The sequence below is a fragment of the Rhodococcus sp. OAS809 genome (assembly GCF_040546695.1).
GTDB classification, from domain to species: Bacteria; Actinomycetota; Actinomycetes; order Mycobacteriales; family Mycobacteriaceae; genus Rhodococcus_F; species Rhodococcus_F qingshengii.
The window spans coordinates 3,952,917-3,973,079 of sequence record NZ_JBEPOI010000002.1 but is presented as its reverse complement, the minus strand read 5'-3'; the positions used below and the strand labels follow the sequence as shown (position 1 = coordinate 3,973,079).

Annotated in this window: 18 protein-coding genes and 1 pseudogene; 11 read left to right on the top strand and 8 right to left on the bottom strand. The window is 61.8% G+C overall.

Annotation, left to right across the window (positions count from 1 at the left end; translation table 11 throughout):
- Nucleotides 1-9: 9 nt before the first annotated feature.
- A pseudogene (gene lysX, locus ABIE52_RS21595) lies at nucleotides 10-3,367 on the bottom strand (bifunctional lysylphosphatidylglycerol synthetase/lysine--tRNA ligase LysX).
- A gap of 88 nt (nucleotides 3,368-3,455) precedes the next feature.
- Between lysX and ABIE52_RS21590 the strand changes: the two are divergent.
- Complete coding sequence (locus tag ABIE52_RS21590; protein ID WP_003943569.1) at nucleotides 3,456-3,683, top strand: RNA-binding S4 domain-containing protein; 228 nt, start codon at nucleotides 3,456-3,458, stop codon at nucleotides 3,681-3,683.
- Between the two features lie 15 nt (nucleotides 3,684-3,698).
- On the opposite strand, the gene rraA is transcribed toward ABIE52_RS21590, so the two are convergent.
- Nucleotides 3,699-4,175: a ribonuclease E activity regulator RraA gene (gene rraA, locus ABIE52_RS21585; RefSeq protein WP_003943552.1), complete on the bottom strand. Its 477-nt coding sequence runs from the start codon at nucleotides 4,173-4,175 to the stop codon at nucleotides 3,699-3,701.
- Between the two features lie 150 nt (nucleotides 4,176-4,325).
- On the opposite strand from rraA, the gene ABIE52_RS21580 reads away from it, so the two are divergent.
- From ABIE52_RS21580 to ABIE52_RS21565, 4 genes are all read left to right on the top strand, one after another.
- On the top strand, nucleotides 4,326-5,309 hold the full coding sequence (locus tag ABIE52_RS21580; RefSeq protein WP_007735820.1) for a DUF2332 domain-containing protein: 984 nt from the start codon (nucleotides 4,326-4,328) through the stop codon (nucleotides 5,307-5,309).
- A 68-nt stretch (nucleotides 5,310-5,377) separates the two neighbouring features.
- Nucleotides 5,378-6,634, top strand: coding sequence for an MFS transporter (locus ABIE52_RS21575; protein ID WP_354541529.1), 1,257 nt, complete (start codon nucleotides 5,378-5,380; stop codon nucleotides 6,632-6,634).
- A complete protein-coding gene (locus ABIE52_RS21570; protein ID WP_192712818.1) occupies nucleotides 6,631-7,845 on the top strand; it encodes an LLM class flavin-dependent oxidoreductase in 1,215 nt (404 codons plus the stop codon). The genes ABIE52_RS21575 and ABIE52_RS21570 overlap by 4 nt, the downstream gene beginning before the upstream one ends.
- Complete coding sequence (locus ABIE52_RS21565; RefSeq protein WP_007735825.1) at nucleotides 7,842-8,222, top strand: MerR family transcriptional regulator; 381 nt, start codon at nucleotides 7,842-7,844, stop codon at nucleotides 8,220-8,222. Before ABIE52_RS21570 ends, ABIE52_RS21565 begins: the two co-directional genes overlap by 4 nt.
- Before the next feature lie 76 nt (nucleotides 8,223-8,298).
- On the opposite strand, the gene ABIE52_RS21560 is transcribed toward ABIE52_RS21565, so the two are convergent.
- Nucleotides 8,299-8,922 carry a TetR/AcrR family transcriptional regulator gene (locus tag ABIE52_RS21560; protein ID WP_007735827.1) on the bottom strand — a complete coding sequence of 208 codons (624 nt, stop codon included), beginning with the start codon at nucleotides 8,920-8,922 and terminating at the stop codon, nucleotides 8,299-8,301.
- Between the two features lie 124 nt (nucleotides 8,923-9,046).
- Here ABIE52_RS21560 and ABIE52_RS21555 point away from each other — a divergent pair, with 124 nt between their 5' ends.
- Genes ABIE52_RS21555 through ABIE52_RS21545 form a run of 3 tightly spaced genes read left to right on the top strand, consistent with a single transcriptional unit; the run spans nucleotide 9,047 to nucleotide 12,408 of the window.
- Nucleotides 9,047-10,252: a phosphotransferase family protein gene (locus ABIE52_RS21555; RefSeq protein WP_192712819.1), complete on the top strand. Its 1,206-nt coding sequence runs from the start codon at nucleotides 9,047-9,049 to the stop codon at nucleotides 10,250-10,252.
- Complete coding sequence (locus ABIE52_RS21550) at nucleotides 10,249-11,412, top strand: Rv3169 family protein (RefSeq protein ID WP_064688032.1); 1,164 nt, start codon at nucleotides 10,249-10,251, stop codon at nucleotides 11,410-11,412. The genes ABIE52_RS21555 and ABIE52_RS21550 overlap by 4 nt, the downstream gene beginning before the upstream one ends.
- A gap of 51 nt (nucleotides 11,413-11,463) precedes the next feature.
- Nucleotides 11,464-12,408, top strand: a complete 945-nt coding sequence (locus ABIE52_RS21545) for a tyrosine-protein phosphatase (protein WP_192712820.1) — start codon at nucleotides 11,464-11,466, stop codon at nucleotides 12,406-12,408.
- 10 nt (nucleotides 12,409-12,418) lie between these two features.
- Here ABIE52_RS21545 and ABIE52_RS21540 read toward each other — a convergent pair whose 3' ends face one another.
- Nucleotides 12,419-12,994 (bottom strand): hypothetical protein, encoded by a 576-nt coding sequence (locus ABIE52_RS21540; RefSeq protein WP_064113858.1) that lies wholly within the window; start codon nucleotides 12,992-12,994, stop codon nucleotides 12,419-12,421.
- Between the two features lie 148 nt (nucleotides 12,995-13,142).
- Here ABIE52_RS21540 and ABIE52_RS21535 point away from each other — a divergent pair, with 148 nt between their 5' ends.
- The gene (locus ABIE52_RS21535) at nucleotides 13,143-13,601 is read left to right on the top strand and encodes a GNAT family N-acetyltransferase (protein WP_042920782.1); all 459 of its coding nucleotides are present in this window, start codon (nucleotides 13,143-13,145) and stop codon (nucleotides 13,599-13,601) included.
- A 62-nt stretch (nucleotides 13,602-13,663) separates the two neighbouring features.
- Here the strand turns inward: ABIE52_RS21535 and ABIE52_RS21530 are convergent, their stop codons facing one another.
- Nucleotides 13,664-14,560, bottom strand: a complete 897-nt coding sequence (locus ABIE52_RS21530) for an oxygenase MpaB family protein (RefSeq protein ID WP_054780980.1) — start codon at nucleotides 14,558-14,560, stop codon at nucleotides 13,664-13,666.
- A gap of 171 nt (nucleotides 14,561-14,731) precedes the next feature.
- On the opposite strand from ABIE52_RS21530, the gene ABIE52_RS21525 reads away from it, so the two are divergent.
- Nucleotides 14,732-15,190 carry a hypothetical protein gene (locus tag ABIE52_RS21525; protein WP_003943607.1) on the top strand — a complete coding sequence of 153 codons (459 nt, stop codon included), beginning with the start codon at nucleotides 14,732-14,734 and terminating at the stop codon, nucleotides 15,188-15,190.
- 152 nt (nucleotides 15,191-15,342) lie between these two features.
- On the top strand, nucleotides 15,343-15,726 hold the full coding sequence (locus tag ABIE52_RS21520; protein WP_192712821.1) for a helix-turn-helix domain-containing protein: 384 nt from the start codon (nucleotides 15,343-15,345) through the stop codon (nucleotides 15,724-15,726).
- Here ABIE52_RS21520 and ABIE52_RS21515 read toward each other — a convergent pair.
- The 3 genes from ABIE52_RS21515 to ABIE52_RS21505 all read right to left on the bottom strand — a co-directional run bounded on the left by ABIE52_RS21515 (nucleotide 15,672) and on the right by ABIE52_RS21505 (nucleotide 20,098).
- On the bottom strand, nucleotides 15,672-17,120 hold the full coding sequence (locus tag ABIE52_RS21515; protein WP_192712822.1) for a histidine-type phosphatase: 1,449 nt from the start codon (nucleotides 17,118-17,120) through the stop codon (nucleotides 15,672-15,674). The genes ABIE52_RS21520 and ABIE52_RS21515 overlap by 55 nt on opposite strands.
- Before the next feature lie 378 nt (nucleotides 17,121-17,498).
- Nucleotides 17,499-19,148: a class I adenylate-forming enzyme family protein gene (locus ABIE52_RS21510; RefSeq protein ID WP_192712823.1), complete on the bottom strand. Its 1,650-nt coding sequence runs from the start codon at nucleotides 19,146-19,148 to the stop codon at nucleotides 17,499-17,501.
- Entirely contained in the window at nucleotides 19,145-20,098 is a 954-nt protein-coding gene (locus tag ABIE52_RS21505; RefSeq protein WP_007735859.1) for a cyclase family protein, read from the bottom strand. Before ABIE52_RS21505 ends, ABIE52_RS21510 begins: the two co-directional genes overlap by 4 nt.
- Between the last annotated feature and the right edge of the window lie 65 nt (nucleotides 20,099-20,163).

Below are 20,163 nucleotides of genomic sequence, written 5' to 3'. Positions count from 1 at the left end.
GAATCCGGACTACTGACGCGGTTTCGCGAGGGGGAAGGCCAGCGTCTCGCGGATGCTGCCACCCGTGATCAGCATGACGATTCGGTCGACGCCCATCCCGAGACCACCCGTCGGCGGCATCGCGTGTTCGAGGGCTTGGAGGAAGTCTTCGTCCAATTCCATCGCTTCCGGGTCGCCGCCGGCCGCGAGCATCGACTGCTCGGTGAGCCGGTTGCGCTGATCCACAGGGTCGGTCAGCTCGCTGTATGCGGTTCCGAGTTCGACGCCCCACGCCACCAGGTCCCACTTCTCGGCGACGCCGGGGATGCTGCGGTGCGGCCGGGTGAGCGGCGACATCGAGGTGGGGAAGTTGGTGTAGAACGTCGGGAACTCCGTGTAGTCCTCGACCAGGTGCTCGTACATTTCCTGCGCGATGGCGCCGGTATCCCAGCTGGACTGGTACGGGATCTCGTTGGCGTCGCACAACTTCTGCAGGTCTTCGAGACTTGTCTCGGGGGAGACGTCGACACCAAGTTTTTCGGCGACGGCGCCGTGCATCGTCTTCACCGGCCACTCACCGGAGATGTCGACCTCGACCAGTTCGCCGTCCGGGCCGGGACGCATGATGATCTCGCGACCGAATGCTGCGACGGCCGCCGCCTGGATCAGCTCGCGGCACATCCGCATCATGCCCTCGTAGTCGCTGTGGGCTTCGTATGCCTCGAGGATCGTGAACTCGGGATTGTGTTTGAAGTCGACGCCCTCGTTGCGGAACACGCGGCCGATCTCGAACACCTTCTCCATACCGGCGACGCACAACCGCTTCAGGTACAGCTCGGGTGCGATGCGGAGATAGAGGTCGAGGTTGTACGCGTTGATGTGTGTCAGGAACGGAGCGGCATTCGCGCCGCCATGCACCTGCTGCAGAATCGGGGTCTCGACTTCGAGGTATCCGCGACCACCGAGTGAATCGCGCAGCGACTTCACGACGGCGCTTCGGGCCTCGAGCAGTTCGCGGGCCTTCGGGTTGAGGGCGATGTCGAGGTACCGCTGGCGGACGCGGGTCTCGGGATCCGAGAGGCCCTTCCACTTGTCCGGCAGCGGGTGCAGGCACTTGCCGTTCATGCGCCACTCGACGGCGATGAGCGACAGCTCGCCCTTGCGGCTGCGCCCGATGGTTCCGCTGACTTCGATCAGGTCACCGAGATCGAACTCGGCAGCGAACTCCGCCAACTTCTCGCGGCCGACGTTGTCCTGGTCGACCAGAACCTGGATGTCGCCGGACCAGTCGCGCACGTCCGTGAACACCACTCCGCCGTAGTCGCGGACCCTCAGCAGGCGTCCCGCGATTCGCACGCGGGTGCCCTCCGGTGACTTCGCTGCGGCCGCGATCGTGTGCGTCGGTGGATAGGCGACGGGGTAGGCGGCGATCCCTTCGTCGGCCAGTTGCGCGAGCTTGTTCATGCGCACGCGGACCTGCTCGGGTCGACGCGGACCGTTGGTCGTGAACGTCGGCGCCGAGTCCGGCGGGCTGCCGTCGGCATGCAGTCCTTCGGAAGTCACCAGAGCTGCCGGCACCGCCGCATGCGTACCGGTGTGCTTGACGACCTGGCTGGACTTGCGCCCGAAACTGGGCAGCACCACAAAGCCTTCGGCGATGGCCGACGCGAATCCGACGCGCGGCAGTTCGCGGTTGTCCTCGAAGCAGAGGAAGCGCGGCGCCCAATCCGGCTGGTATTTCACGTTCGAGCGGTACAGCGCTTCGAGCTGCCACCAGCGGGAGAAGAAGACGAGCACCGAGCGCCAGATGCGGAGGATCGGGCCCGCACCGATGCGCGAACCTTCCTCGAACACCGAGCGGAACACGGCGAAGTTGAGCGAGACTCGCACGACGCCGATCTCGTCCGAACGTGTGGCCAACTCCGAGACCATCAATTCGACGACACCGTTGGGCGCCGTCGGCTTACGGCGCATCAGGTCGAGCGAAACACCGTTCGGTCCCCACGGCACGAGCGAGAGCATGCCGACGACGCTTTCGTCCTCGGTGCCTTCACCCATGACGGCTTCGACGAGGAGGCAGTCGCCGTCGAGGTGATCGCCCAGTCGGCCGAGCGCCATGGAGAAGCCGCGCTCGGTGTCGGTGTCGCGCCAGTCGTCGGCGCGGATGATGACGGCCGCCATGTCCTCCGGCGGGACGTCGCGATGGCGTCGCATCCGCACGGTGACGCCGTGACGCCTGACGCGGGTGACCGCCTGGCGCACCGGGCGCATGTCGCGTCCGTTGAGATTGAACTCGCGGGTGCGCAGGATCGCTTCGTCGCCGAGCTGCAGGACGCTCAGGCCCGCCTTCTTGTATGCCGTCGCCCCGGTTTCGCTGGCGCCCATGACGGCCGTCGCCCAGCCGTACTGCGATGCGAGCCCCTGCCACGCTTCGATGGCGTGCGGCCAGGCTTCGGGATCACCGATGGGATCACCACTGGCGAGGCAGACGCCGATCTCGACGCGGTACGTGATCGCGGCCTTGCCGCTCGGCGCGAAGATGACCGCCTTGTCGCGGCGGGTGGCGAAGTAAGCGAGAGAGTCGTCGGCACCGAAGTTCTGGATCAACCCGCGGATCGCGGACTCGTCGTTTCCGGTGAGCGCGTTGTTGGAGCGTTGCGCGCGGAAGAGCGTCATGACGGCGGCGAGGAGCGCGATGGCACCGAGGAGACCGAGGACCGTGTTGACGAAGACACGCGGGTGGCCGTCGAACACCTCGTTGTCGACCGAAGCTGCAGCGGTGACGCGGTTCAGGGCCCAGAGGAATCGCTGGTTCTGCGGTAGGTCACCTGGGAAGAGTTCGACAAGGCCCCAACCGATCACGGTCGCTACAGCCATGCCGCCGATCAGCACGCCGAGTGCTTTCCAGCCGGCGCCGCGCCGTACGCGTGTGTAGAACTCGGGCCTCGCCGCGATGAGGATTCCGATCACGACAAGCAGAACGACAACCGCCACGGCGTTGTTCGGGTTCTTGTCGACGATCGCGGAGGCGATGTTGGTGAGGGTGATCAGTGACAGGTAGATCGTCAACAGCCACCAGGCGATGCGCTTGCGGCTCGCGAGGGCGGCGGCGAGCAGGGCGACGACGAGCGCGCCACGACAGGCTCGTATCCGGTGCGTCGAAGTAGTAGCTGTCGATGTATTCGCGTGGGACGCGGAGGATGTGCCGCAGTACCGGCGAGATGCTCCACAGGAACACCAGTACGGAGAAGACTCCGAGGATCAGTCCCGAGATATGGGGAACCTGGCTGAACCGCCCTTTGCGGAATCGACGCGCCTGGCGCGGATTTTCGGGTGGCGATTCCACCAACTCTGCAGTGGTGTCCGATACCTCGGTCAATGGTGCCATCGAGCTTCCTCTCCTACCGGTCGATCAGATCCTCACGCTAAGTGTGGTCTGTCGTGTCCAGTTTTGTGGGAGGAGGAAGATGATTGACATGACCGACAACATTCCAGCAGTACCCATCCGCGACGAAATGATTCGGCTCGGTCAGTTTCTCAAGCTCGCGAACCTCATCGAATCGGGCGCGGAGGCGAAGGAAGTGATCGCCGACGGCATGGTTTCGGTCAACGGTGAGGTCGAAGATCGTCGGGGCCGTCAGCTTCGTGACGGCGATGTCGTCGAGATCGGCGGGATGGCCGCCAAAGTGGAAGCCCCCGCCTGATCCCGCGACTTCTGACTAGCTTTCGCGAACGACGACGCCGTCCTGGTCGCTGTAAACGATCTCGCCGGGGTTGAAGGTGACTCCGCCGATTTCGATCGGCACGTTCTTCTCGCCCGAACCGGTTTGCGTGCTCTTGCGCGGGTTGGTGCCCAAAGCCTTGACGCCGATGTCGAGGGTGCGCAGGATCGCGGAGTCGCGGACGGCTCCGTTGACGATGACGCCGGCCCAGCCGTTGTCGACGCCGCGGCCGGCAATGATGTCGCCGACCAGGGCGGTGTGGATGCTCGCGTCACCGTCGACGACGAGGACTCCGCCGTTGCCCGGTTCACTGAGGGTCTGCTTCACGAGCAGGTTGTCCTGGAAGCACTTGATGGTGGTGATGGGGCCGGCAAAGACTTCACGTCCACCGAATTGGGTGAACTGCGTGTCGCAGCTACGGATGTCGGGTCCGATCTCGTCGGCAAGGTCAGCGGTCGCTACAGGCTCGGTCATGCCCCACAGGATAGTCGGCGGGGCTCGGGCCTAGTGGGCCTCGGGGAGGGTTCTCAGGCGAGTACGCCTGACGTGGGGGACGTCTGCGAGTTACGCGACGGCCTGATCGAAAACCTTTCAGCACCACGCGCCATCCGGTAAACATCGACGGTGGACACTTCGCGTTGGTACCGATCATTCGCGGAAGTGGAGGCTCGAGGGAACTCCGCGATCTACGAGGAATGGGGCACCGGCGTATCGGAGGATCCAGCAGTCCTCGCTCTGATAGATCGGCTTCCAGAACCCCGCAGGCAACCCAACCTGATATTCGGGGCGTGCCGTCACCTCGGTGCCCCGGTCGCGCCGTATGCGTTGTTTCGCCGGTGGCTGAGCGACAACTGGTCCGAGGTGGAACAACTCGCGCAGACCAGGACTACACAGACGAATGAAGCTGGCCGCTCTGCCGTGTTGCTTCCCGTCCTCGGGTTGTTGAAGGGCCCGCTCTCCCTCATCGAAGTCGGTGCTTCGGCGGGCCTGTGCCTTTACCCTGACCGCTACAGCTTTCTCTACGACGGCACAAAGTATCTGCATCCAGTCGATGGTCCGTCCACCGTTCTGCTGGAGTGTGCGACGACTGGCAGTCCGCCGATTCCGGAGAGAGTCCCAGACGTGGTGTACCGGGCGGGCATCGACCTGAACCCACTCGATGTAGGCGACACCGACGACATGAGATGGTTGGAGAGTCTTGTGTGGCCGGAACAGGACCATCGCCGGCGGCGATTGCGCGACGCAGCGGCACTCGCTCGTGTGGATCCGCCTCATCTGGTTCGCGGAGATCTCACGTCGGCTGTTGCCGATCTCGTCGAACGTGCGCCACGGGAAACAACGATCGTGGTCTTTCACAGTGCGGTACTCAACTATCTGATCCCGACTGCCAGAGATGAATTCGCAGAAGCTGTTCACGCTTTGCCATGTCGCTGGATAGCGAACGAAGGTCTCGGGGTTTTGCCCGAAGTCGATGCCAAGTTGACGGCATCACCAGAGGTGCGCCGTGGGAAGTTTGTTGTTTCTCTTGACGGCACACCTCACGGGCTGGCCGGTGGACATGGGCAGTTCCTCGACTGGATAGACCAAACCTGCACGGCATCAGATTGATTGATTCGGGGTCCGATCTTCGCAGAGGGCTTGACCTTCACATTGATGTGAAGGTTGACAATCGTTTCATGGCAGACGACATCGATTCAAAACACCACACATCAGGAGCGAAACAGTTTCTTGCGGAACAGGATCGCGGGGACGCACTCCCACTCGTTCCCCTCCTGGCGTTGTTCGCGTCCGTCTTTATCACCAGCCTGACGGAGACCCTCCCAGTGGGAGTGTTGCCGGCAATGAGTGAAGGCCTCGATGTCAGTGAATCAGCCGCCGGGCAGACGATCATGATCTACGCGCTGGGGACGGCCCTGACGACAATTCCCCTCGTCGCAGTGACAGCGTCGTGGTCGCGAAAGGTGTTACTGCTGAACTCGATTCTCGGGTTTGCATTCGCCAACACGGTCACTGCATTTTCTTCCGACTACCTTCTGACGATGACCGCCCGGTTCATTGCGGGAGTTGCTGCAGGTATCGCCTGGGCATTGCTCGCCGGATACGCCAGAAGTCTTGCCCCGAAACATCTCGAGGGTCGCGCCATCGCGTTCGCGATGGCCGGAATTCCGCTCGCTCTCGCGCTCGGCGTTCCGTTCGGGACATACTTGGGCAACGCTACCGGGTGGCGGGCACCGTTCTACCTCATGTCGATACTGGCTGTTGCGCTTCTCGTTGCAATCGCGGTGTCGGTTCCCGATCGTCCAGGTCGGCCCCGCGGCCGTAGACGGCGAAGCATGCTCGAGGCGGCACGCATTCCCGGTGTCGACGCAGTTCTGATCGTGACGTTCATCGTCGTGTTGGGTCACACCATCCTGTATGCGTACATCGCTCCGTTTCTCGAATCGATAGGAATGGGAGACGACAACGACCTCGTTCTGTTGACCTTCGGAGTGGCATGTCTAATCAGCATTGTTGTTGTGGGCAAACAAATCTACGCGCGACTACGGACTTTTGCTCTTGTCGGCGCCGTCCTGATTTCAGTCGCCGCAACCGCACTGGCAGTCACCACTGAGGATGCGCTGCTCGTCTACATAGCAGCTGCCGTATGGGGATTGGGGTGGGGCGGAATTCCGACTCTGTTGCAAACCTCAGCAGCGGTTGCTGCGGGCTCACACGCAGACGAGGCTCAGGCGGTTCTCACGACGCTGTGGAACGCTGCCATGGCAGCAGGTGCAGTGATGGGTGGAGTTCTCTTGTCTCTCAACGGTGCTCGATCTCTCCCGTGGTGGACGGTAGCACTCGCGCTGCTATCCGTGGTGATCATGTGGACCGCCCGCGGAGACGGGTTTCGATCTCCGGCCCAAATCCATCAGGAAGGTCAGGCACACGCATGAACACAACGCCGTCGATCCATCGGTCACCGATCATCGGTATCGCGCTGGAACCAGCCGGCTGGCATCCAGCGGCCTGGCGATTGCAGGGTATTGCCCCCGCCGAACTCTTCAGTGCTCGTTACTGGTCGGAGTTGTTGCGCGACATTGACTCATCTGTTGTCGATTTTGTCACTTTCGAAGAATCGATTGGGTTGCAGTCGTCGGACTTCAGGAGAATCGATGACAAGGAAGACCAGGTTCGTGGTCGGTTGTCTCCGGTAGCGCTGACGGCACTGGCTGTTTTCGAGACGCAGAGACTCGGCGTGATTGCCACGAGAAATCTGACTCACAGTGAGCCATACAGTATCGCCACCGAAATCGCATCGCTCAATCTCTTGAGCGGGGGCCGAGTCGGCCTCCGTGCCCAGGTCACTTCGCGAAGCATCGACAGACGTCATTTCGTTCGCCCGCAACCGGTGCCGGAGCTGAGAGAGTCCGACATCTACTTCCCTGAACGGATTGGAACCAGACTCGAACCGGTCTTCTCGAGCGCAACCGAGTCGATCGAAATACTCCGAGGATTGTGGTCGACCTGGTCGGAAGGCGCACTCCAAGAAGGCGCCGATGGCCGATTTGTCGATATCGACAAGATCTCTGAAAAGTGGATTGTGACAAAGACTTTCGAGGTCGCCGGACCACTCGCCATCCCTGTCGTCGAAGGCTTGAAGCCTGTCGTTCTCGCGCTCGCACATCACGCCCAAGTTCCTTATCGGTTGGCGGTTGCGTCGGCTGATGCCATCCTGGTGACACCCACTCCGAGTGCTAATGGCGTCACCATCGGCGATGTACTCGACGCCGTCAACGCTGAATGTGATGCAGTGCGAAGAAATTTGATCGATGAGCCGCTCGCGATCCTGGTGGATCTCGTGGTTTTCCTCGGCAAGACCCACTTCGAGGCTGTACAGCAGAAGCGTGCCCTCGACGAGCTGTCAGGCGCACCGTACTCGTCTGACACCGACATCTTTGTCGGTTCGGTAGATGAGCTGATCCACCGGATCGACGAACTCGTATCCGCTGGCGCACACGGTGTGCGACTGCGGCCGGCGGTCAACGGCCGGGACATCCCACTTGTCCTCGAACAGCTTGCCGCTGTCTTCGGGGCGAGCACCCGGGTGAGCACGTTGAGAGAGCGACTCCAGGCAGCGTCGCTCGAAACATCGGCGGCCAAATGAAGATCGGCGAGCTGTCAGAAGCGACACGGGTGTCCCGCCGCCTCTTGCGGTACTACGAGGAACAGAGCTTGATTGCTCCGAGACGATCCGAAAACAGTTACCGCGACTACGACGAACGAATGGTTGACAGGGTATTTCAGATACGTGGGTTGTTGGACATGGGTTTCCCGACGCGGGTGATCCGGCAGATCCTTCCTTGCCTGGACCAAGAACGCGTCATTCACATGAGCGATGTGACACCGGAGATGCTGTCGATGCTCGAGGCGGAGGCGTCGGGACTTGACGAGAAGATCAGCTTTCTTGTGAAAAACCGCGACGCCATCCGTGAATACATCGCAGAAGTGAGGCAGCGACAGACTGTCCCACTCGATGGATGAACACTGAGCGAGCTGCCGGTTGGTTCAGAGCATGCCTATGCCCATCGTGCCGCGTATGGCAGCGCAAACCAGCGGTTCAGTGAGCCTCGGGGAGTATGCCGTTCAGCACTATGTCGGCAAGAGAATCGGCAAACGGTCCCGGGTCCGAGACGTCGCGAACCGACATCGCAAAGATGGCCGCGCCAGCCATGATGTCGAGAAGAGCGTCGGCGTCGACGCCGCTTCGGATGTCGCCGCGCTCTCTCGCCGCCTCGAGTCGACGGTTCAGCTCGACGCGGACTCCGGCCAGTTGCCGCACCACGAGAACGTCGCGTAATTCCGCGTTTGTTCGCACTTCGCTCATCAATCCGGGAGCAGCGGCTCGTGTGGCGGGAGCTGCGAACAGAGCAACCGCGCCGTGCACCAGCGCGCGGATCTGATCCGTGATCGTGCCCTCGGTGCCGAGTTCGGTGTCGATGTCCGCGCCCTGTTCGACGTCGAGTACGGGATAGATCGCGTCGTTGACGATGTGTGCCTTCGACGGCCACCGACGGTAGATGGCTGGACGTCCTACTCCCGCACGCGTGGCTATGGCGTCGATGGACGTGCCCGCGTACCCCTTTTCTTCCAACAGTTGCCTGGTCGCGTCCAGTACTGCGTCGTCGATTGCAGGGTTTCGCTGCGGGCCCAGGCGGTGCTGAGTTTCGGAATCTTTGGACATTTTGGGCAAATCCCTTGCGGTATCGCTGTGATGGCCGTTACATTCTGTCACGGCTTTAGTCGATACATATTGTATCGACAATCGGCACGTGCGCATCGGCGCCACCGAACCACGAGGAGTGGTGATGAACCTTCGAACCGAAACAGAAACTTCCGGCGATCCCGACTACGCCGAATTTGCCAGGCCCGGCGAATCCCGCAACGACCCGGCAGAGATGCGGCGCAGCCTCGAAGGCTGGCTCGCGACCGTGCTGTGGCGAGGCTCGAAACCTTCCGTGACCTCGGTCGAGGTACCGGCCGCGAACGGCATGTCCAACGAAACTGTGCTTTTCGACGCGACGTGGATCGAGGACGGGATTCGAGCCGAGCATCGCCTGGTCGCCCGTATCGCCCCGCGGGACAGTGCGGTACCGATCTTTCCGTCGTACAACCTGGACCAGCAGTTTCGGGTCATGAGCGCCGTCGCCGCTCACACATCGGTGCCGGTCCCGCGGGTGTACTGGTCCGAGAGCAACCCGGACGCGCTCGGCGGTGAGTTCTTCGTGATGGAACGGCGCGAGGGCGAAATCCCGCCAGACGTCATGCCGTACACGTTCGGCTCGTGGCTCTCGGAAGCTTCGGCCGACGACTGCTCTCGACTCCAGCAGTCATCGGTCCGGGTGCTCGCCGAGCTACACGCTATGGCCGATCCGCACCTCGCACTCCCCGAGTTGTGCCGCGATGGTGCCGAACCGACTGGGGCAGAAGCACTTCGCGCGCACCTCGAGGACCAGCGGCGCTATTACGAGTGGGCAACAGCCGACGGACCAGGATCTCCGTTGATCGAGCGCGGTTTCGACTGGATCGAAGCGAACCTTCCCGTCGATGCCGGTTCCGCAGTGCTCTGCTGGGGTGACTCGCGGATCGGAAATGTCATCTACCGCGACTTCGAGCCGGCGGCGGTCCTCGATTGGGAGATGGCCACACTGGGGCCGCGTGAGCTGGACCTCGGCTGGATGATCTTCCAGCACAGGTTCTTCGAGGATCTCGCTGCCATGGCCGGACTCCCCGGAATGCCGGACTTCCTTCGTCGCGAGGACGTGGCAGATGCCTACGGCTCGCTTTCCGGCCACCAGGTTGCGGATCTAGATTTCTACATCCTTTACGCCGCGCTGCGGCACGCGGTGATCATGTTCCGAGTCCAAAGCCGCGCAGTGGCTTTCGGTCAGGCCGAATTCCCCGACAACCCGGACGAGATGATCCTGCACCACAAAACACTCGAAGCCATGCTCGACGGCACCTATTGGGAGTCGCTCGCAACATCCCCGCTCACAACAGGAGATGCACGATGACACTGTCCCCGCTCGACGACTACCCGGTACATCAGATCGCCGAGACCATCCGCCACGTGGGCACCTCGGATCGAAACTTCTACGACCGCTACTACTTCAACTGCCATGCCGGCGTCGACGGCGACACCGAGCCGCTGTTTCTCATCATCGGTCTCGGTCAGTACCCCAATCTTGGTGTATGCGACGGCTTTGCGGTTCTTCGGCGCGGCGAAGACCATATTGTCTTCCGGGCATCCCGAGCCTTGGGTGACGATCGTATGGACCTGTCAGTAGGCCCGCTGCGAATCGAAATCATCGAGGGTCTGCACCGCCTACGTGTGGTGTTGGACCCGAGTCCCGAAGCGCCGGACCTGAGCTTCGACCTCACCTTCGAGTCCGACGGCCCCGCCAATCTCGAGGCCAGACATTTCCATCGCCAGCTCGAACGAGTCACCTTCGACACGCAACGATTCGTGCAGACCGGAACATGGTCCGGATCCCTGACCGTCGACGGCGACGTCATCCCGGTCACCCCGGAGACGTGGCGGGGTAATCGCGATCGGTCCTGGGGTGTGCGACCGGTCGGCGAAGCGGAACCGCCTGGACGCAAGGCAGATCCGGCGATAGCCGGCAGTCAGAACTTCTTCTGGATTTACTCGATCATGCAATTCGGCGACTTCACCATCGTCACGATCGTTCAAGAAGATCAGCAGGGACGCCGAATCCTCGAAGATGCGACTCGCGTCTGGGCGGACCGCTCGCGCGAGCCGGAGTGGTTGGGTCGACCGGACCACCAGCTCACGTTCATTTCCGGTACTCGCGAGGTGAAGAGCGGAACTCTGTACTTCCGGCGCCCCGGTGCACCAGGCGAATCCGACCACATCCTGGAGATCACCTGCGAACCGATACTGCCCAACTACATCGGTGTCGGCACGGGCTACGGACTCGAGCAGGATTGGCGCCACGGGATGTGGCAGGGCGAACTGGTGGTTCAGGGCCTGCGAGAGAAGGTTTCGGACATCGAACCGTGGAAGAAGATGCTGTGCCCGGTCGACAACTTGGCTCGGTTCACCCTCGTCGAGGACGGCGTAACCCGCACCGGGACAGGCCTGTTCGAGGTAGCAGTCATCGGACCTCACCAGCGATACGGATTTACCGGCATCGGTGACGTCGCTCCGTAACTCCAGATCACCACACCACAAATCCCAAACTACAGAGAAAGGCACTGCCACATGTCCACACGCACACGAATGTTGTTCGCTCGCACTGCGAAGGCCGCCGCACTGGTTGTTACAGGTGGTCTGATGTTTGCTGCTCCCGCCACGGCAATCCCGCTCGACCTGGGCTCTCTCAACACAGGCTCGCTTGGAGCGGTCGATCTCGGCTCGCTCGATCCTGTCCTCGCGCCGACACCGAATTTGGCCTCCGTGGCCAACTTTCGCGACGTTGCCGGCAACGACGGTAGGGGATACGCCACCGTCGACGGCTCACACCTCAAGCGCGGCGTCATCTACCGGTCCAATGCGCTGACCGCGACCACCGACGCAGACAAGACGACACTCACCGGCCTCGGACTTGCCGACGCCTATGACCTGCGCGGCGCAACCGAGATCTCCAACCCGTTCATCGGTGGCGCGGACAAACTCCCGGACGGTGTGACGTACACGAACATCCCCATCGAGTTCAAGGATCTCACCCAGCTCGCGACGACGATCAAGTCGCCGGAGGAGGCCAAGCAGTTCTTGGTCGACACCAACCGCAGTTTTGTCACCGATCCCGTTCGCCGTGCCGGCTTCAAGCAGGTCCTCTCGGACATCGCTGCGAGTGACGGGGTGCAGTTGTTCCATTGCACCTCAGGCAAGGACCGCACGGGTTGGACCGCGATGTTGCTGCAGACCATCGCCGGTGTCCCCGCCCAGACGATCATGAACGACTATCTGTTGAGCAACACCTACCTTCAGGCGACCAACGAGAAGATCCTTGCGCAGATCTCTCAGGCCCTGAGCCCGCAGGTAGCGACCAATCTCGAACCGGCCCTAGGTGTCGACGCTTCGTACCTGGAAGCTGGACTCGCGCAGATAGCCAGCGATTACGGAACCGTCGACGGTTATCTCACCGAAGGTCTCGGACTCACTCCGGACACGATCGCGCTTCTGAAGGCCAAGCTCGTCGACTAGTTGCGCGCCGCTAAAACGCTTGAACGAACGAGTACCAGTCGCCGTCGAACTCCTGGTATCCGATCTCGCCGTCGCGGCGGGGCTTGCCGAGATATGGTGCGCCGTCGGGTAAGTACGCCAATCCGATCGAATCGATCAGACCGCCCTCGATGTGGAAGCGGCACCCGTTGCCGACGGGCCAGACCTGCAGGACCCGGTAGACGCCAATTGTTCGGTTTTCCAACGACTTCTGGCAATCCGCGGCCACTGCTTCGAGCGAATCTTTCGACAATGCAAACGCAACATGCGAAGGGACGGACAAGGTCACGAGCGCACCGGTGACGAGCACGATCACCGGCGCGATCGTGCTCAAACGCAGAGTTTTGTACTTCATCCAGCCAATCAGGCTGAGTATCAACCACACTCCGCCCAAACCGAGCAGTACTGAGGCTGCGAGCGCAAAGAACGGAAAGTACACAACCGGCGGCATGAAGGACCACACGATGACGCCGCATGTGAGAGTGACAAGCACTGCGGTGACAATCGCTGTCACCTTCCACCAGGATGCCGGACCTCCACGCTCAGTTGTCGGATCACCGTCAGTCATCGGACAACCCTTGCACAACGCGGTAACTGCGGAGCGGCAACGAATGGAATTGTTCCACTGATTTACGTCGGGGTCGTCCTGCGTGGATCCGAAAATTGAACACTTTCGGCCCGGTCAGTGCGCTGACGCCTGAGGGTATGGTCGGATTGTGAACCAGGATCTGATCATTCGCCGCTACGTATCCTCGGATGAGGATGTGGTCGTCGACTTGTGGTCGCGCGCTGCCCGTGAAGCCCACCCGTTCCTTGCGGGTGAGGGGACGGGCGAACGCGAGCAGAAGATGCGAGAGGTCTATCTGATTCAGGCCGACAATTGGGTCGCTGAGCACAACTCCGCTGTCGTTGGACTGTTGGGAATGATCGGCTCCGAAATCGGGGGACTGTTCGTCGCGCCGGCGTCACAAGGGTTGGGCGTCGGGCGGGCGTTGGTCGAACACGCCACAACCATGCACGGCGAGGTGACACTCGAGGTCTACACCCTCAACGATCGCGCCCGCAGGTTCTATGCGCTGATGGAGTTCGAAGAAGAGGGGCGTCGACACGACGCCGAGACGAACCATGAATTGATCACCCTTCGTCGTACTGGTCGCGACTCCTCCCTCATCTAGGCATGAGAAACGCGAATCAGCCCGGGTGCCAGGAGTTCCACCACTCCACGATGGGAACCTGCTTACGCTTGGGCCTGCTGGTCTGCCTGCAGGTGCTTGACCGGGCATCCCGTGGGGAAGGTGCCGAGGTCTTCGACCTTGTAACCGCTCGGGTAGCTGCGGATGTTGGGCAGTTCGCGGGCGAATTTCCGCTTCGTACGCACGGGGAAGAACCGCAGCAGGCGCGCGCGGACCTTCAGCGCACCGCGTGAGACGACGCGCATCGCAGTGCTCGGGTGCCTGTAGTGGAAGGCGTCGAGTAGGTGATCGTCCATGAGAGCGAAGGCGAATCCCTTGACCAGAGCCTTCGGTGCCAGGTTGTTGGGCGGGAAGGTGCACATCAGGTCGAGGGTGGAATCAGCGACGGCTCGGGCGCCGGGATCGAATGAAAAGTGTTCGCGCTCATAGTCGTCGAGAAGTTTGACGAAGCCCTCGTAAGTGTCAGGAGTGTCTTTGATGTTCATGTACCGACCCAGGTGGCGGTAATAATTCGTCGACCCGACGATCTCGTTGTCGGTCATCTTCCGCCAGCCGTACTCGTCGAGCCATCTGACCGGCGTGACGACGAAGGTGGCCAGGACATAGAGCATGTCGTCGTTGGAGATGTCGTACGAGCCGTGCATCTGATTCATTCGACGCACGCTCTTGCGGCCTTCGGTGCTGCTGAGGCCGTGCTCGAGGATGGCGTCGAGGATCAGGCTGGTGTCGTCGTAGCGCTTCTGAACCTTGTCGGTGAACTCGCCTGTGGAGAAGAGGAGCTTGCCGATCGAGGGGACAGCGTACGTACGAAACAGTGCGAAGCTGAGCGCCTGATTGATGTCCCAGGGAAACTCTTGCGCCGCGAGAATGCGCGACATCTCTTCGTAATCGGTTTCGGGATCGAGTTGATCCGTGCGACTGCGGAGGTCGTAGCGCTTCATCTGAACACTCCCTGGGACTGGTCTGCGCGCGGCAGAGGTAGGTGTGAGCTGCACCACCGACTGTAGTTCTGACAACACGCGTTGTCTAGGGGGTGTGAATAGTCGTCTTTCCTTCGTTTCGGGCGTTGTACCAGGGGTATCCGGAAAGTGTTGTCGACCCGAGGAGCAGCTATGAGCGTCACACGCACGGCCGGGGTTTTTGCGGCCATCGGACTACCGATTGCCGCGAGCGTCATGTTCGCCGGAGTCGCCTCGGCTGATCCGCCCCACCCTTTCGGCGGCGCCGCCGTCACTATCGGGTGTCCGAATCAGGGGTCGCTGGCCTCGTTGACCGGGCTCACCGGCCAGTCCGGGCCAGAATCCAATCCGCCCATCGCCAAGGGTGACATTCGCTTCGATTCGTTCCCGGCCGCTGCACCCATCCCGGCGGCGGGTCAGGTGACTGTTGCGTGGGTCAACACCGACACGGGCAAGTCCGGAATCGTCGACCTGGTCGGTACTTATCCGTACCTGTCCGCGACGGTGAACACCGGCGTCGGCAATGTCGTTGCGACGGCGTTCGGTTCGATCAACTGGGGCAGTAGTCCCATCTGCCAGTCGAATCCGACGATCGGCAGGTTCATAGCCTGATCCTGAGCCTCATCGTCGCGGCCTGGACGGGCACAGGGTTGGCGGTATCGCGTGATTATCTGTCATCTCGGAGATACCGCCGGGTCCGTCCCATCCCATATTCTGAAACATGTTAGGTGAAAGCATATTTCAGGGATGGAAAAGGTGGCGACGTGAACGGGTCGAGCGCGCGTCAGTTGATGAGCCAGATGCTCGTCGAAAAACGAAACAGTCTTGCGCCCGAAAAGGTCGGCATGCGCTGCGAGGGTGCTCGCCGAATGCACGGCCTCAGTCGGCGCGATGTCGCGCAGATTGCCGACATCAGTTTCAATCACTATCAGCGGCTGGAACAGGGTACGTCCGTTGGTGTTTCGGCTCCGGTCATCGTGAGGATCTGCGACGCCTTGTTGATGGAAGACGACGAGAAGGCGCGCATGCTGGCATTGCACCAGGTATGGGCGCGCCCTCGTCGACCGCTGGCTGGATCCCGAGTTGCCGGATCTCAGGGTGCCGGTGAAATCTCCGGCAGGCAGCGGGCCAGTTCGTCCGGCGTGTAGAAGAAACTTCCGGCGCTCACCGGAGCGCACGGGGCAGCAAAGGCTGTCTCGCGCTCGTTGTAGAGCATTCGGACCAGACGCTTACCCTCCGGTCCGGCGTACACGTCCCACTGCACGTTGGCAGCCATCGGGCTGACCTGCGATCCGCGCCAGGGGTTGTTCGCATAGGTGTAGAGGTCGCCCTCCGCCTGCGAGACGGTGCTTCCCGGCAGTTTCAAGAGTGCCGCGAAGGGGATGATCGTTTCTGCGTGTGCAAACCGGAAATCCGCTCCCGGGACGGCGTCGTCGCCGGTGTGTTTCTGCAGGCCGCGCAGGAACTCGTCGCTCAGGACGGTTGCCATCCGGTAGGTGACGTCCTCACCGGTGAAGCCCGGGCCCTTGGCGTAGAAGTCCTCGGCATCGTTCGTGTATGCGAGCCACTGCGCGTCAGCAGGTTCGATGAAGCGCTCGAAATTCCACTTGCCTTCTTCGGCCATGCCCGGAGTGATGATGTACGTGTTGTACAGCATGTACGCGGCGTCGACTTCGTTGTCGATCGTGCTGGAACCCTTGCCGCGGTCGACGAGTGAGAACTCGCCCGCGCTCAGGCGGTTGACGAAGTCCTCCGAGTAGAGCCTGAGCATTATGTGCCGCGAGACCTCGCGGGTGCGGAGAAGATCGGCGATCTGGTCGTCGACGGCTTTCAGTCGAGGATCGGACTCTTCGTAGTCCTTGTAGTCGGAGTTTGCATCCGAGTCGTGGAAGTAGAGAAGGTCGGCATCCGTGGTCACCGGCGCAACATCGCCGGCGACGGCTGGAAACGCACCGGTCAGCCCTTGCGCGAAGTTCTCGGCGCTGTCCACGGCACGGTCCACACCCGACGAGGTCAAGGTGATGGTGCCCTGTTGCGCTGCGATGGCGTCGAACAGTTGGGGGAGGCGTTCAGTGACCCGCGCGCCGAGCTGTCTGTGTTCGGTGATCCCGAGTCCGCTGAGGTTGCCGTACCCCAGCTTCTTGTTGGCGGCCATGAGATCACGAAGGGCCGGGCCGAATTCCTTGCCGACGGGAGTCAAAGCGTTCTCGGCTTCGGCGATTTCCCACAGCTGCAGGCTCAGGTCGTCGTACTTCAGGCTCGACAGTGCTCTGGAACCATGGCGCGCAACACTTTCCGTGTACACCGGGGAGTATCCCGTCGGCGGCGCCTGATAGTCGGCGATGCGCTGGCCGGGAGTGTAGGGCGTCTTGGACGTGAAACCGCCGTCGCTGACGGTCGGTATCTCTGTCGAACCGGAACTCGAACCGGCGTCGAGCGAACCGAACGGTGACGCCGTGGCGATGGACTGGACGCTGCTGGTGACAAGCACTAGTCCGACAGCGCCGGCAGCGGCCAGCACGCCGAAGCGTGAGCTTCGCATGGTGAGTTGATCCTCTCCGTCGGTGCCGAGGTGACACGACGGAAGGAAAGTTAGAACAGCTGAGCGTCCGAATTGCTCCTATTTGCCCATGTGCAGATGGACGCGGGGTTACAAGTTTCGGATTCGCGGAGCTCAGGAGGGTTTGGCGGCAATCCCGATCGACACGGAGAGCGACAACGCGATGAGGGTCATGGCCAGCCACTGGTAACTCTTGGGCGTGGGCTGCTTCTTACGTCCGAACTTGCTCACTGAAGTCTCCCGTTTGTCCGTGGGTACTCAGCACATATTACTGTTCCATTACCCCGATTGCGTGGTCGACCTAAAACTGTGCGCGATCAGACAGCAGGCGGACCGTGAAGTCCGCCCGCTGCCCTGTGATCAGGAGGTCGTGCGCAGCTCCCGTCGCAAGATCTTGCCCGTGACGGTCTTGGGCAGTTCCTCCACCAGCACCACGGAGCGTGGGTACTTGTACGCCGCCATCCGCTGCTTGCAGTGATCGATCAGATCTTCCGGGGTGACCGACGCCCCCGCGACGAGGCTGACAAACGCCTTCACCGTCTCACCGCGGTATTCGTCGGCGATCCCGACGACTGCCGCCTCACGGACTGCGGGGTGCTCGGCAAGAACGTCCTCGACCTCGCGTGGCCACACCTTGTAGCCGGACGCGATGATCATGTCCTTCTTACGGTCGACGACGTAGAACCAGCCGGCTTCGTCCATGAACCCCACGTCGCCGGTGTGGAACCACCCGTCGCGAATGGCCGACGCACTCTCCTCCGGCTTGTTCCAGTAACCGCGCACCACCTGTGGACCTCGGACGACCAGTTCGCCGATCTCTCCGATCGGCAGGACCGCACCGCCCTCGTCTTCGATGCGGACCACGGTGTTGGGTACGGGAACGCCGACAGACAGCGCTCCGGATGTGGGGTCGACCGGCGTATCCGCACCAACGGGAACGGCATGGGTCGGCGACGTGGTCTCGGTCAGCCCGTAGATGTTGTGCAGCGCAGCACCGGTCATGGCGCGGACGGCCTCGGCGGCAGTCGGCGAGATGGGTGCGCCGCCGGAGTAGAGCAACCGCATGGAGGTGAAGTCTTCGGGCGCGCATCCCGGAGTGTTGAGCAGTGCGGTGAACGCAGTGATGGCGCCGACTGTGAATGTCGGTTGGTGCTCACGAATCGCGTCGAGCATCACCTCGGGGTGGAAGCGATAGGCCAGCACCAGCGGCATTCTCGCCAGGACGGACACCGCGATGTGACCGATCAACCCCGTGATGTGGAAGAGCGGTGCAACTCCGAGAACCGTGTCTTTCGGGGTGAGCCCCAGCCAGTCCCGGTAGACCTGGGCGTTGAAGGTCATATTCGCGTGAGAGGTCATCGCTCCCTTCGGCGGACCCGTGGTTCCCGACGTATACGTCAGTACCGCAATGTCTTCCGGTGCAGCGTCAGTGGTGATCGGATCGCCGAGACGATGTTCGTCGATCAGCGTCGCAAGATCGTCGGTACCGAGATCCTTCTTGACGATTCCGTCGAAAATCCTCGGATCGTTGCGACTTTGATACTCGAGTTCCGAGGTGGTGATAACTCGCCTGACCGGCGAGTCGGAGACGACATTGCGGCCGACGGACTCGTAGAGCCCCTCGAGAGCGATCAGAACCGCTGCTCCGGAATCTTCGAGTTGGTATCCCAGTTCTCGTTCACGGCTCATGGGATTGATCGAGACTGCGACGCCGCCGGCTTTCCAGATTCCGGCGAGCGCAAGCACGAACTGCGGAACGTTCTGGAGGAACAGAGCGACGCGGTCACCCTTCACCAGTCCACCGGCTCGGAGTGCTCGGGCCAGCGCGTCACTCTGCTGATCCAGTTCGGCGTAACTGAGTTGACCGTCGAAGTACTTCACAGCCGTGGCGTCCGGATCAGAGCGGACCGCCGCTGCCAACATTTCGAGCATCGTGGGGTGTTCGACGTCGATGTCGGGGGGAACGTCGTTGCGGTACAACGCCAACCAAGGGCGATCTTCGTATGTCATTTGATGGCAACCGGATTCACGGGAGAGCCGCTGGCCTTTGCGACCTTGAGTGGCGCGGCGACGTACAGGAACGTGTACTGGCCGTCGGCCGCGCAGTCCGCGGCCAACTTCTCCAGATCGCAGATCTCGGTGAACACCACTCCGAGGTTGCGCATCAATGCGTTGTGGAGAACCAGTGCCACACCGTTTTCGGGGTCGGTGGTGACCTCGTTGGCAATGGTGTCAGTGACAAGGTTGGGGATCTCCATGTCCTGGAACCACTGGACGAGTTCGGGGCTGTAGATCAGGCCGGGCTCGCAGAAGCCCTCGTAGAAGGCTTCGCCCTGGTCGAAGAACAGCTTGAGGAAGTTGGTGCGGATGACGAGGATGTCACGCTTCTCGATGGTGACCCCCTGCGCTTCGGCACAGGCCAAAAGATCATGGTGCGTGAAGGTTTCGGCCTTGTCGAGGTTTTCCTTGCCGCGGAACTTTGCCATGTCGAGAAGTACTGCGCGTCCGACGACGCCACGGTCGGCAATCGGTTCGACGCTGGCCTTCTCCAGGCCGCCGACAGTGGTGTCAGCGGAGTATCCGTTCCACAGCGCGCCGTCGTACCAGACGTGGCCGAGCGCGTCGTACTGCGTCGAACCCTGCAGGAACGCGTCGATCTTGTCGTCCGCGTAATGCAGGCCACCGGGGAAGTTGGGGGCGTCGTCGCCGTCCCAGCTGCTCTCGTCGAAGATCTGTGTGCGCTCGGCAGGGCTGCGTCCCGGCCACACCGGATCACCCTTGGGATCGCCGATAAGACGTTGGAGTGTGAACACGGAACCCTGCTTGATGGTTCCGACGCCACGAAGCACCTGTCCGGCGTCGAGGTAGTTCAGTGAACCGACCTCGTCGGACTCTCCCCACTTGCCCCAGTTGCTGGGTGCGTCGCGCAGGAGTTCTCCAAGATATGGCGCCTCGGTCATGGTGATTCGATCCTCTCGCTACCGACACCGAACGATCGCTCGGGCGGACCTGGGTCTTTGTGATC

Coding starts and splice junctions, on each gene's coding strand:
- ABIE52_RS21550 (WP_064688032.1), top strand. CDS start 10,249: ATGACACTGTCCCCGCTCGACGACTACCCGGTACATCAGATCGCCGAG.
- ABIE52_RS21545 (WP_192712820.1), top strand. CDS start 11,464: ATGTCCACACGCACACGAATGTTGTTCGCTCGCACTGCGAAGGCCGCC.
- ABIE52_RS21590 (WP_003943569.1), top strand. CDS start 3,456: ATGACCGACAACATTCCAGCAGTACCCATCCGCGACGAAATGATTCGG.
- ABIE52_RS21515 (WP_192712822.1), bottom strand. CDS start 17,120: ATGCGAAGCTCACGCTTCGGCGTGCTGGCCGCTGCCGGCGCTGTCGGA.
- ABIE52_RS21575 (WP_354541529.1), top strand. CDS start 5,378: ATGGCAGACGACATCGATTCAAAACACCACACATCAGGAGCGAAACAG.
- rraA (WP_003943552.1), bottom strand. CDS start 4,175: ATGACCGAGCCTGTAGCGACCGCTGACCTTGCCGACGAGATCGGACCC.
- ABIE52_RS21530 (WP_054780980.1), bottom strand. CDS start 14,560: ATGAAGCGCTACGACCTCCGCAGTCGCACGGATCAACTCGATCCCGAA.
- ABIE52_RS21510 (WP_192712823.1), bottom strand. CDS start 19,148: ATGACATACGAAGATCGCCCTTGGTTGGCGTTGTACCGCAACGACGTT.
- ABIE52_RS21505 (WP_007735859.1), bottom strand. CDS start 20,098: ATGACCGAGGCGCCATATCTTGGAGAACTCCTGCGCGACGCACCCAGC.
- ABIE52_RS21560 (WP_007735827.1), bottom strand. CDS start 8,922: ATGTCCAAAGATTCCGAAACTCAGCACCGCCTGGGCCCGCAGCGAAAC.
- ABIE52_RS21540 (WP_064113858.1), bottom strand. CDS start 12,994: ATGACTGACGGTGATCCGACAACTGAGCGTGGAGGTCCGGCATCCTGG.
- ABIE52_RS21525 (WP_003943607.1), top strand. CDS start 14,732: ATGAGCGTCACACGCACGGCCGGGGTTTTTGCGGCCATCGGACTACCG.
- ABIE52_RS21570 (WP_192712818.1), top strand. CDS start 6,631: ATGAACACAACGCCGTCGATCCATCGGTCACCGATCATCGGTATCGCG.
- ABIE52_RS21555 (WP_192712819.1), top strand. CDS start 9,047: ATGAACCTTCGAACCGAAACAGAAACTTCCGGCGATCCCGACTACGCC.
- ABIE52_RS21565 (WP_007735825.1), top strand. CDS start 7,842: ATGAAGATCGGCGAGCTGTCAGAAGCGACACGGGTGTCCCGCCGCCTC.